The sequence below is a fragment of the Terriglobales bacterium genome (assembly GCA_035487355.1).
Classification (GTDB): domain Bacteria; phylum Acidobacteriota; class Terriglobia; order Terriglobales; family Acidobacteriaceae; genus QIAW01.
Map to the genome: position 1 here is coordinate 22843 of DATHMF010000005.1, position 11309 is coordinate 34151.

Sequence of the window (11309 nt, forward strand, 5' to 3'; positions counted from 1 at the left end):
TTTCATGACGTGCGCCGCTTCGGAAGTTCAGAATGTAGGACGAGACAATTGCGTCAAGAAACATCACAAACAATTGTATTCTGGAACGGGATTTCTGCTGAGTTTTGCAGATTTGTAAACGTACGCTTATTTAGCACGAACCGCTGTCGACTTGATTAGGACGAAACAGAGGGCCATTCCATTCGATGGTCAATCCGGCTCAGATTTCAGGAAGTTAGAAGACTATAAGGAAAACAGACCCTGAGGTTTTGACTTCTGCGCGGCAGGCCGGACTTTGCCAATGGGTTTGGAGCCAGGAGAATGGCAACGACAAAGATCAGTCCGGTTCCTACGCTCGTACCACCGGTGAGCGATGCAAATCCTATACCTCACAAAGTTTCTCATTCGGCAACCTTCTGGCAACGACATCGCTTTGGGCTGATCGGAACCGTCTTGGCAGTCGCCGCAGCCGCATTTGCCTATTATCACTGGGTCTTGGCGAAACCCAAGGTTGTCTACACTACTGCGACCGTCCAACGTGGCGATGTCGAGAGCACGGTCGTGGCCGCCGGTATCGTTCAGCCCGTCAAGTATGTCGATGTTGGAGCCCAGACTTCCGGCATGCTCAAATCATTGAAGGTCCAGCGTGGCGATCACGTGGAAAAGGGCCAGTTGCTCGCGGAAATTGACCCGGCTCTGGCGGACACCGCGCTCACATCGTCCAACGCGGCGCTCTCGAGCATAACATCGCAGCGCGCTGTCAAACAGGCGGCACTGGTGCTCGCCAAGGCGCAGTTGGTCCGGAGCGATGAGCTCTTTGCCGCACTGGTAATCTCGGCAAGCGACCATGACGTAGCCCGGGCTAGCTACGCTGCCGCTCTCGCCGACGTCGCCTCGCTCTCGGCGCAGATGAGGCAAGCCGGCGCGGCCGTAGCCACCGGCAAAACCAATTTGGGCTATACCAAGATCACGGCGCCCATGGCCGGTGAAGTCGTTTCCATCACTCTGCTGGAAGGTCAAACCCTCAACGCCAATCAGTCGGCGCCGAATCTCATGCGCATTGCCGACATCAGCACCGTGACCGTCTGGTCGCAGGTTTCGGAAGCCGACATTGTCGACGTCAAGCCCGGCCAGGCTGCCTATTTCACCGTCCTGGGCTCGCCCCGGCGCTGGTCTGGGAAAGTCCGGCAGGTTCTTCCCACTCCGGAGCTCATCAACAACGTAGTCTTCTATGACGTTCTCTTCGATATCCCCAATCCTGGGGGTGAACTGAAAATTCAGATGACGGCACAGGTTTTCATCGTGTTGGCGCAGGCCAAGGGCGTGTTGCTGGTACCGGCAGCCGCCATCGGTAATGCCAGCGAAGGTTCGGTCGTCAAGGTGCAAGTGCTCAAACCCGATGGCAGCGTTGAGATGCGCACGATCAAGATCGGCATTAAAAGTGAGCTTGCAGCCGAGGTCACCGCCGGACTGAACGAGAATGAGAAGGTCGTCATCGACGGAAAGACGGCAACGGCAACGGCGGCCAAGAAGACCAGCGCGCTGAGCTCTCAGAAGGGCCGCTAATGCCCGCGACGCTGCTCGAATTGCGTGCGGTCAGCCGCACCTACACAACCGGCGGTGAGCCGCTGACCGTGCTCCGGGAAGTAAGCCTGGAGATACACAGCGGGGAATTCGTCGCCATCATGGGCGCATCCGGCTCCGGCAAATCCACGCTGATGAATATCATTGGCTGTCTCGACAAACCGTCGAGCGGCACCTACTCCATCCGCGGCATCGACGTAGCTACTCTGGATAGTGATCAACTGGCAGCCCTGCGGCGCGACACCTTCGGCTTCATCTTTCAGCGCTACAACTTGATGTCCGATCTCAATGCCGTCGAAAACGCGGAGGTTCCGGCCGTTTACCGCGGCATGGCCAAGGCGCGGCGGGCCGAGCACGCGAGCGGCTTATTGGAGGAACTCGGACTGGGCGACCGTCTGGAACACTTTCCCGGCCAACTCTCAGGCGGCCAGCAGCAGCGCGTCAGCATCGCTCGAGCGCTCATGAATGGCGGGCCGGTGATTTTGGCCGACGAACCGACCGGAGCGCTGGATAGCCAGGGCGGCAAGGAAGTCATGGCCATCCTCGTGAAACTGCACAGACAAGGCCACACCATCATTCTGGTGACCCACGACAGCGACATCGCTGCGTATGCGCACCGCATCATCCGCATCGCGGATGGCCGAATCACCTCCGACGAGCAGCAGCAACACGGCGAGACGGATAGTCGGGCGCAGGCCGGCAATCCGGAAATGGATGTCAAGGCAGGCTCAGCCGTCCTCGGCGAGTCTCTGAAGATGGCCTTTCGTTCGCTCGTGCACAATCGCTTGCGGACTCTGCTGACCATGCTGGGAATCATCATCGGCGTCGCCTCTGTAGTTGCCTTGATGGCAATCGGAAACGGAGCCAAGCAGGACGTCCTCGATCGCATCCAGGCTATGGGTACCGACCTGTTGACGGTTAGGCGCGGAGCGCCGGCGGCTCGTGCCTCATCCAACATGGTGACCAGTTTTCTGCCGGAAGATCTGCCGTCGATGGGTGCCTTGCCTGGTGTCGCCATCGCGAATCCGGAAACGGACATCTCCGCGTTGCTGCGCTTTGGCGACCAGGATCTGACGGTCACCGCATTCGGCACCGGCGAAAGCTTCCCCGCTGTGCACGACTGGCCTCTGCAATTAGGCGTGTTCTTCTCGGCCGAACACGTCATGCGCTATTCCCAGGTCGTTGTACTCGGCCAGACTGTCATGAAGAACCTTTTTCCCAAGGGCACGGATCCACTGGGCCAGTACGTGCTCATTGGCAGAGCGCCTTTCCTGGTCATTGGAGTCTTGAGCAGCAAAGGCCTGAATACCCGGGGCGACGATATGGATAACTCCGTCTGGCTTCCCTACACCACAGCCGGAGCGCGCGTCTTTGGTCAACGCTTCTTCAGCGATTTCGTCATAAGAGTAGCGCCGGGCGCGGACATGACCATGGTGCAATCTGAACTCAGCACACTGCTGATGAAGCGCCACGGCAAGGAAGACTTCGACATCCGGAACATGGCCGACACCATTGCCACGGCCAATGCAACCCAGAACACGCTCACCTCTCTTCTGGTGGCGATTGCCGTGATCTCGCTTGTCGTAGGTGGCATCGGCGTAATGAATATCATGCTGGTCTCGGTCACCGAACGCACACGCGAAATCGGCATCCGCATGGCGATTGGCGCTCGCGGTTTCGATGTGTTGTTCCAGTTCCTCACCGAGGCCGTGATGGTCTGTTTTATCGGCGGACTGATCGGGGTGTTCGCCGGCATTGGTGGTGGCCTGGCAACCTCCACCATCGCAGGTTGGCGCGTAATCTTCACCGTGATACCAATCGTCGTCGCCTTCGCCTGTGCTTTTCTGACCGGGATCGTGTTTGGTTATCTTCCGGCGAGAAAAGCCGCGCAACTCGACCCCATTGAGGCGCTGGCCCGAGAGTAGAACCAGAATGCACTTACGGAATCACGGGCGGTTCCGGCCTGGAAGGGTCCAAGTCACATTGCTTTGACGAACCCGAACGAATTCCACGTTCAAGAAGATTTCTGAACGAGTGGTCGAGATCCGAATATTCTCAATGAGTGCTAGTGAGAAAAAGCTGTAGTTTCATCACTTTTTACTTTTAGGTACTTTCGCTCGGGTCCCCGCAGGCGCTTTCCTCTTCAATTTGATCTGATTGAAAGCAATGGCGTCACGGACGAGATTTTTTAGAGCACGCTCATTTATCTTATCGCCCTCGAACCAATCGATCGCCCGCCACGTGTTGCCTGCGAAGCCGGCGTTGAAGAGCTTGTCAGGATCGGGGAGGCTCGCCCCGTGGGCAAAGGTAAGCTTCACCTTATCTTTGTGGGCGTTGCCGACCGCGATGATTCCGTCGCGAGACCACACGGGGCTTCCCATCCACTTCCATTCCTCGATGATCTCGTGGTCGGCCGCAAGGATGCTCTTGCGGATGCTGGCCAGCGTTTTGCCACGCCAGTCTGTGAGTTTCTTGATTCTCTCGTCTATCAATGCAGAGGCAGATTCCACCGGGACGGGCCTTTTCATGGACACCTCCAAACCTCCGGCAGGATTCCCGGAAGTCACACATCTGTAAAACTTCTCTTGTGAGAGCTTAGGGCTGATTAGATCTTGCCGGCTTTCATGTCCGCGACGCGCTTCTCAAAAGCCGAAGTGTTGGCGTTGTCGGTTTTGCCCTTGGCAATGGCCGCCTCCCCAACCTTGAGGGCTTCTTCTTTCCTGCCGGCCGACCAAAGGATGTTGGTCTTGGTCGAGAGATTTCGAAATGTTTCTTTGACCTTAATCGATTGGTCAACGAATTTTAGCGCCTCGTCCCAATTCTTGTCGTTGGCATAAGTCTGGGCTGCCTGAAGGGGAAGGACTTCGTTCGCCGGATTCGCGGCAATGACCGCGTCAGCCTTTGCCCGCCAGAGCGCCTTCACGTCTTTCACTTCGACGGTAAAGGGAATGCGAACCTTTTCCCAACGGATGTTGACCGTCGCGGAATTTTCGCTGACGGGATCAAAGGTGTAGATCAGCCATTCCTGATTCTCGCTAACCGGTTGTGGCTTGGTTTTGACGCGCAGCGCATCCTTCTTCGAATCGTACGTAAAGCTGCCCCACTGTCCGGCGTCGTTGTTGAAGATGATGGTCCACTCGTCTTTACCGGGAATGGCGTGCAGGCTGTAGGTGCCGGCCTTCAACGGCTGCCCATTGATCAGAACGTCGTCCGTTACCTGAAACGTCGTCGCGTCGTTCGCGCCGGCGCGCCAGACGTGATTGTAAGGAACGATGGGCTCGCCCGCCTTGCGCTCGTTCTGATTGTCGAGAGTGGCTTCGCCCTTGGCACGCGTTTCCATCGTCGCCGGCGCATCCGCGAAGATTACGCGGTCTTTCACCGCCGGCCGACTGTAAGTGATGCTGATGTCGGTAACGCCGATGGTCTGCATCACACTGGCTTTGGGACTGGGATAGATCGGCCTGACCCTCACTGGCGACTGCTGTGCCCGTACATACGGCGCCGCGCACGTCACGGCAAAGAGAATGGCAATGCTGAAAGTTGAAAATCGTTTGGGCGAAATCATTCTGGCACTCCTTCGACGGAGAATCTGGCCTGCATTATCTAACGCGGGTGGGGTTAACGGCAAGCAGAGGGGAGACAATCGGAGACAGAACGGATGTTCCAAGTTCCTTGATCTTCTCGTCGATTAGTGCAGAGGCAGATTCCACCGGGATGGGCTTTTTCATATACACCTCCAACTCTCGCAACCTATTTTAGCGCTTCGCTTAGGATGACAGCTTTGGGGGACTTCTCGATCAACAACAACAACATAGAACCAGCCCCGCGGTTCTAGATTTTCGCTAATGGCAGAAAACGTCCCGCCTGTCCCCGAATTTCCCCGGCTTCAGTTGGACTTTCGGCCAGAGCGCGGACCGTAATCCGGCTTGGGCAGCAGACGGTCGCGGTCGTAAGGCGGGTCTTGGTGCATAGGAATGGGATCATTGGGAAATTCCTCATGCCAATGCCGACGCCAGGTGTCATCCGCGTAATACTTGAGATAGAGCAGGTTATCTTCCTCGCTGCCGCTGCCGAGCATCTGGATGTGGCACGCAGAATTCGCAGCCAGCGGCAATGCCTTTGTTTCTTCCCGCAGGGAATCGGTCCAGAGATGGGTATAGAGCTCGCGGTCGCTGAGATGATCTGTCTGTTCTATAAACACATGAAGCAGGGCGAGCTTTTGGATTATCTCCCAGAGTTTTGCCGTCAGTTCCTCATCCTTGAGCGAATCCGGCGGTGGGAGTGACACGCCCGCGTTTTCAAGTTGCTGGAAGTTGGTCGTCCATGGAGCTTCCTCGCAGTCCACCAGTTGTTTCCAGAATGCCTCTTCCGCCTCGGCTGAGCAGTCGTCCAGGCTACCAACCTCCATCTGGCCACCACAAAGCTCTTCTGCGCGGCGTTTCAAATCTTCGATTCTCTTTTCCCGGTCGTCCTCAGCTTTAGGCTTTGCCACGATCTCCTCCCGGCGCGGCTGACGGCACACTAGTCCGCGCCCTGCCCAAGATACGCGCCAATCCTACACGAGGCTGGGCCGGCTTTCTACCCGGCACATTGTTGGGCGCGACCGCACTAACGACGGGAACGACAAGGACGGCCCTTTCATGTACAGCTCCAAGTCTTGCATCTAATTTAGCCGCGCTCAGCTAACCTGCAACCTCAGCAATGGAAGCCTCTTCTGGTTCGATAGCAGTTCGGAAAGATGGTGGCAACCCGCGTGCGGGCTTAATAGGGAAGATTGGAATAATGTTGAATGCATAGGTACGGAAATTCAAGGTCAGCGTCAATGGGAGGATAGGTCGGCGTGGCCTGCAGGCGGCGCCAGAAGGCACGAGAGCCCACGCATGATGTACATCGAATGCGGATGCCATTTATTCTGGAGCAGAAGCTTAGGTGCGCGTTAGCGCATCGGATCGTGGTGCCGCGCTGGCCACTGACAGGATGACTCCGGCAAACAGCAGCGTGTCGGCAAAGTAGTTGATCCCCTCCACCTTCACTTCAATACCCGGTTGGGACAGCGCCCCGATCATGACGGGCAAATAGATGACCAGGACCGTCAGCAAAATCCAGCCGCCGACACAGGCTGCCACGGTACGCGTTTTCCTGTTCAGCAGAATGCTTCCCCCGGCAAGGAGAAGGGCTGCGCCGGTCACATAGTCAATGAGCACGCGCCCGGGAATCCACGCCGGCATCTCTTTTTGCAGCGGGACGCCGGGAAGTCCCAGCGGATGCAGAAAGTGCTGAATGCCGAAGAATATTGCGGCGAGCGCGATCAGGATGCGGCCCACGGTGATCAGCGTGGTCCGGACTGGTCCGCGCCATCCGGCGTTGGGGCGGTGGGGGGCAGTGGCCGCGAAAATCCAGCCGGCGCCGCCGAACGACGATTCGCGGAAGACGATGGTCCAGGTAATTCTGGCGTCCAGGTGCCTCAGCCCACTGGGAAGATAGAGCATCGCGACAAACATGAACATCATGATTCCGACCAGCAGGCCGGACCAGCGCACCCCGATTTTGGCGGCGATGCTCAGGGCCGCGGCGATCAGCGCGCCGCCGACGAAATATACCCAGAACATACGCCCTGGCATGTACTTCGGCACCAGGTCCTTGACGAATTCCGGGCCGAAGAGATGAAGTGCGCCGAAGACCGCCAGCGGGACGGCGAAACACAGATTGCTCAAAGCCACGATCTTGTCGAGGCCGCGGGCCTGGGCGATCTCGTTTTTCGCGGCCCATATTCCGATCAGGAAAACCGCGATGCCAGCGGAGCACATTGCGACCGCGGTGCCAGAGGTTGCGAAGAACGCGGCGAGAATGGCGGGGTGCATGAGTTTGCTGATTTCGTACAGAGCCTCAGAATTCTACTACGCGGGAAGCCGGACGGGGTGGGCCACCGCGTCTGTGATAGTCGGCCGCATCGGCTTCGATGACGCGGTCTCGATAATGAAAGCTGATGTAGCAGAGCCCGTTGACGGTGCAGCGCGAATCGTAGCAACTTCGTCATCTTCGCCGCCGATCAGATGGATTTTGTAATCCGGCATGATCCGATATTAGAGGCAGGAAAAACAGAAAAACAAAATAAGGATGAAATCTTTTTAGGCCCACGCCCCGCTTTGCGGGGGCATGGGGCACCCGGCTATTTCAACGACTCTTCCCTTTGTAATCGACAAAATACTCAGGGAATTGCTGCTGCAAGGCTTTGATCTTTGGGCGGTCACACACCTGAATGTAGGGATCTTCTGGATGCTGGAGCGCATAGTCCTGGTGATAATCTTCGGCGCGATAGAAGCCTTTGAGTGGCGTCACCTCAGTCACAATGGGTTTCGGAAAGATCCTGGCCTGGTTCAACTGCTCGATATAAGCAGAAGCTATCTTCTTCTGTTCTTCATTCACGTAAAAGATCGCAGAACGATAAGAAGTGCCAACGTCTGGCCCTTGCCGGTTAAGTTGCGTGGGATCGTGCGCAACGGAAAAGAAGATTCTCAGCAGCTCTCCGTATGTGATCTTCGACGGATCATAAATCACTTCAACCGATTCCGCGTGCCCGGTGGTTTCTGTTGTAACCTGATCGTACGTCGCCGTGGTGGCTGAGCCGCCGGAGTACCCTACCGTGGTCTCGGTCACGCCTTTCACTCTTTCAAAAACTGTTTGCGTTCCCCAAAAACAGCCACCGGCAAATACAGCCTTCTCTTTTCCAGCATGGCTGGCTAATGAGACGTCCATTTTTGCAGCAGGAATCGGCGGATTGGTTGCTGCTGTACAGGAAACTATAACTGCAATGACAGAGAGAAACAGGATGAGACGGAAGAAATGAGCGAACATATATAGATAATCATAGTTTGTCTGACTTCCATTGGCTATGAGCCTCTGGCGCGGCCGGCGTGTCGGGATCATCCCAGCGTTCGATTACAAAACGAGCAATTTCTTCTGAACGCTTCTCCCGCTCTGCGGGATGCGCGTTGGCCTTTCCTACAAATCTCTCGCAACAAGACATGCACCCAATGATTTTTTGGGCAAAGTGATTCCACACTACCATCTGCCCGCTGGAGTATAAGCGTGCCTCGCACTCCCATGCCCTCCGGGCCAAGTACCGGCCGCGAGGCGGCTAGGAGTTCTCTGCAGCATCCTGTTGGGCCGATCCTTTTGAAAAAAGTCGTCGAACGAGATGGCCTTTCCACATCCACAATCCCGTAAGGACCATTACAGGAAGGAAGACATACCGAGTTGGGCGTGCATAGTCTGGAAGCTTTTCAAACGGACTATAAATGTAACCGACGATCGGAATGCTAAAGATGATGTGAATCCAGCGAAAAATCGTACGCATATAATTTGTCCTCCATGTATCTGTGAAACTGTGAGTCATTTACTCAGTCCTGGCTTTCAAATTGTGCCAGCAGATTTCAGTCAGCGAAAAACCCTAGATCCCTCCGCTCCGCCACAAAAAGCGCGGCTCCGGTCGGGATGACAAACTGGAAAACTCTACAGAAATAGCTAAAGTTGTTTAGGAAACAGCAACGACCAGGACAGTGGCGTCGTCCTCAAACTCGCCGCCGCTGAAATCGGTGACGCGGTCCAGCAAGCAACGGTGAAGCGCCTCGGCCGAGAGTTGACGGTTGCTGCGCGCGGCCTCGGCCAGGCGCTTTTCGCCAAACTCCTCGCCGTCTTTGTTCACCGCTTCGCTCAGGCCATCGGTAAACATGACCAGGCGGTCTCCGGGCCGCAGCTCGATCTCGCCCTGTTCGTAAACACTCTCCTCGAAAGCACCCACGATCAGGCCGCCTTGTTCCAGGCGTACCTGAACCCCGTCTTTCCGGGTCAGAACGGGTGGGTTGTGTCCGGCGTTCGTGTACTGCAAGGTTTTGCGGTCGACATCCAGCAGGCCATAAAAGAGGGTGATGAACTTGCCCTCTGTGGTGTTACGCGACATTACGCGGTTGACTTTCTCCAGCAGCTCCTTGGGCGGCGTGTCTTCGGTTGCCAGCCCCTTGACCACAGCCTGGAGATTGGACATCAGCAGAGCGGCCGCCATTCCCTTGCCAGACACGTCGGCGATGCAGAGCCCCAGCCGGCTTGCGCCAAATTTGTAGACATCAAAATAGTCGCCTCCGACGATACGCGCCGGCCGCCAACTGCCTGAAATTTCGAGACCCGCAATCTGCGGAATCTCCTTGGGCATGAGCGCCTGCTGGATTTGCCTGGCCTCCTCGTACTCCTGGGCCTGTTTGCGAAGACGCAAACTGGGCGTTTCAATGCCGAACTGCTGGGCGTACTCAGAGTTGAGTCGAGGCCAATCGAACTTCATGGCCTCAGCGCCGACGATGCGGCCGAGGGGAGTTCCGATGAGAAGGCGATCCAGAACATCGAAACAAATGTGCCACCCGGCAGCACCCATGGAGATGAAGCCGCGATCAATGTTGTGCCACAGCGTCAGGCGCGTGCCGCCGTCGCCATCGACATCCAGGGCTTCGAGTTCCCACCGGAGATCTTTGTCACCCCAGTTGTACTCAAGCACCTTGGGAGCGTCGGCTCGCGTCACGGTTGTCTCAGAAACCTGCGCCTTGGGTGCTTTCACCGTGGTGAGCTTCACCCTGGTTCCAACCGTACCCAGGTTCCCATCGGCATCGAAGGGCGCCCACTGGCGCAGATGCGCCGGGTCGGTAAGCGCCTGCCAGACTTTTTCCGGCGGGTGGCGCAGCTCTCTGACGAAAATGAGCGTCCACTTTTCTTCACCGTTTTGTCCCCGGTCCTTCTGTATGTGCGCCCCGCTGGCAGGACCCGGTGCGTACTGCTCGCGATCAATCATCTTCTTCTCCTCCTAATGAACAAAGCGGTTTAGAGTAATCAGCAAAAACCTAGATCCCTCCACTCCGCCGCAAAGTACGCGGCTCCGGTCGGGAGGACAATACGAATTTTGTTCATTACAGTCTTAACTCGCCCCTGCAAGTCCCATGCTTAGCGTGAATAGCGTGCCAACTGGGTGAGCTGAATGAGGTTGCCGCAGGTATCCTTCAGCATCGCAATGGTCGATCCGGTCACGTCAGTGGGTGGCATCGTGAACTCGGCGCCAAGGGCCTTGACCCGCTCGTAGTCCCGCTTGATGTCGTCGGTGAAGAACATGGCCGCAGGCTGGCCCTGTTGAAACATCGCCTGCTGATACGCTTTGGCTGCGGGGTTGTTGTTCAGCGCCAACTGCAGCTCAGTGCCTTCCGGCTCCTCGGACGAGGCCACGGTCAGCCAGCGATATGGGCCCTGACTGAAATCGGTCTTCTTGGCAAAGCCCAGCACCTCCGTATAGAAGTGCAGGGCCTTCTCCTGGTCGTCCACGTATACGCTGGTTACTTTGATTTTCATTTCGTTTCTCCTTTGTCACGTTCGCGGTTTGGGCCGCGTCTTCTTCCGTGTCTTCCTTTTCGTTGGTGTTGCTTGAGCTTGTCCCATGCGGTCGAGGTGGCGTTCAAGAGCATCTACGTGAGCGGACCAGAACCGGCGGAACTGAGCCAGCCAGGCATCCAGCTCCTGAAGTGGTTCAGGTTTCAGCCGGTAGAGGCGGCGCTGTGCGTCCACCGTGGATTCCACGAAACCGGAATCTCTCAGCACTCGCAGGTGCTTTGACACGGTCGGCTGCGGCATACGAAGCTGACGCTCGATCTCTCCCACCGACTGTTGGGCCGAGACCAGGAGGCTCAATATCGCGCGGCGGTTCGGCTCCGCAA

12 protein-coding genes are annotated in these 11309 nt (G+C 56.8%); 2 read left to right on the plus strand and 10 right to left on the minus strand.

Features of this window, described 5'->3' with window-relative positions:
- Nucleotides 1-300: 300 nt before the first annotated feature.
- Entirely contained in the window at nucleotides 301-1545 is a 1245-nt protein-coding gene (locus tag VK738_00655) for an efflux RND transporter periplasmic adaptor subunit (GenBank protein ID HTD21140.1), read from the plus strand.
- A complete protein-coding gene (locus tag VK738_00660) occupies nucleotides 1545-3488 on the plus strand; it encodes a MacB family efflux pump subunit (protein HTD21141.1) in 1944 nt (647 codons plus the stop codon). The genes VK738_00655 and VK738_00660 overlap by 1 nt, the downstream gene beginning before the upstream one ends.
- A 165-nt stretch (nucleotides 3489-3653) precedes the next feature.
- On the opposite strand, the gene VK738_00665 is transcribed toward VK738_00660, so the two are convergent.
- From VK738_00665 to VK738_00710, 10 genes are all read right to left on the minus strand, one after another.
- Entirely contained in the window at nucleotides 3654-4091 is a 438-nt protein-coding gene (locus tag VK738_00665; protein ID HTD21142.1) for a DUF1801 domain-containing protein, read from the minus strand.
- Nucleotides 4092-4168: 77 nt separating this feature from the next.
- Nucleotides 4169-5128 carry a DUF2911 domain-containing protein gene (locus tag VK738_00670; GenBank protein ID HTD21143.1) on the minus strand — a complete coding sequence of 320 codons (960 nt, stop codon included), beginning with the start codon at nucleotides 5126-5128 and terminating at the stop codon, nucleotides 4169-4171.
- A 34-nt stretch (nucleotides 5129-5162) separates the two neighbouring features.
- Entirely contained in the window at nucleotides 5163-5291 is a 129-nt protein-coding gene (locus VK738_00675; GenBank protein ID HTD21144.1) for a hypothetical protein, read from the minus strand.
- A 158-nt stretch (nucleotides 5292-5449) separates the two neighbouring features.
- Entirely contained in the window at nucleotides 5450-6055 is a 606-nt protein-coding gene (locus VK738_00680; GenBank protein HTD21145.1) for a hypothetical protein, read from the minus strand.
- 433 nt (nucleotides 6056-6488) lie between these two features.
- Entirely contained in the window at nucleotides 6489-7424 is a 936-nt protein-coding gene (locus VK738_00685; protein HTD21146.1) for a hypothetical protein, read from the minus strand.
- 36 nt (nucleotides 7425-7460) lie between these two features.
- The gene (locus VK738_00690) at nucleotides 7461-7637 is read right to left on the minus strand and encodes a hypothetical protein (GenBank protein HTD21147.1); all 177 of its coding nucleotides are present in this window, start codon (nucleotides 7635-7637) and stop codon (nucleotides 7461-7463) included.
- Between the two features lie 100 nt (nucleotides 7638-7737).
- Nucleotides 7738-8490, minus strand: coding sequence for a peptide-methionine (S)-S-oxide reductase MsrA (gene msrA, locus VK738_00695; GenBank protein ID HTD21148.1), 753 nt, complete (start codon nucleotides 8488-8490; stop codon nucleotides 7738-7740).
- Between the two features lie 607 nt (nucleotides 8491-9097).
- The gene (locus VK738_00700) at nucleotides 9098-10399 is read right to left on the minus strand and encodes a SpoIIE family protein phosphatase (protein HTD21149.1); all 1302 of its coding nucleotides are present in this window, start codon (nucleotides 10397-10399) and stop codon (nucleotides 9098-9100) included.
- A 149-nt stretch (nucleotides 10400-10548) separates the two neighbouring features.
- Nucleotides 10549-10947, minus strand: coding sequence for a VOC family protein (locus VK738_00705; protein HTD21150.1), 399 nt, complete (start codon nucleotides 10945-10947; stop codon nucleotides 10549-10551).
- A 15-nt stretch (nucleotides 10948-10962) separates the two neighbouring features.
- The coding region (locus VK738_00710; protein ID HTD21151.1) for a metalloregulator ArsR/SmtB family transcription factor at nucleotides 10963-11309 on the minus strand (347 nt) is incomplete at its 5' end.

Coding starts and splice junctions, on each gene's coding strand:
- VK738_00655 (HTD21140.1), top strand. CDS start 301: ATGGCAACGACAAAGATCAGTCCGGTTCCTACGCTCGTACCACCGGTG.
- VK738_00675 (HTD21144.1), bottom strand. CDS start 5,291: ATGAAAAAGCCCATCCCGGTGGAATCTGCCTCTGCACTAATCGACGAG.
- VK738_00670 (HTD21143.1), bottom strand. CDS start 5,128: ATGATTTCGCCCAAACGATTTTCAACTTTCAGCATTGCCATTCTCTTT.
- VK738_00665 (HTD21142.1), bottom strand. CDS start 4,091: ATGAAAAGGCCCGTCCCGGTGGAATCTGCCTCTGCATTGATAGACGAG.
- VK738_00700 (HTD21149.1), bottom strand. CDS start 10,399: ATGATTGATCGCGAGCAGTACGCACCGGGTCCTGCCAGCGGGGCGCAC.
- VK738_00660 (HTD21141.1), top strand. CDS start 1,545: ATGCCCGCGACGCTGCTCGAATTGCGTGCGGTCAGCCGCACCTACACA.
- VK738_00690 (HTD21147.1), bottom strand. CDS start 7,637: ATGCCGGATTACAAAATCCATCTGATCGGCGGCGAAGATGACGAAGTT.
- msrA (HTD21148.1), bottom strand. CDS start 8,490: ATGATCCCGACACGCCGGCCGCGCCAGAGGCTCATAGCCAATGGAAGT.
- VK738_00685 (HTD21146.1), bottom strand. CDS start 7,424: ATGCACCCCGCCATTCTCGCCGCGTTCTTCGCAACCTCTGGCACCGCG.
- VK738_00705 (HTD21150.1), bottom strand. CDS start 10,947: ATGAAAATCAAAGTAACCAGCGTATACGTGGACGACCAGGAGAAGGCC.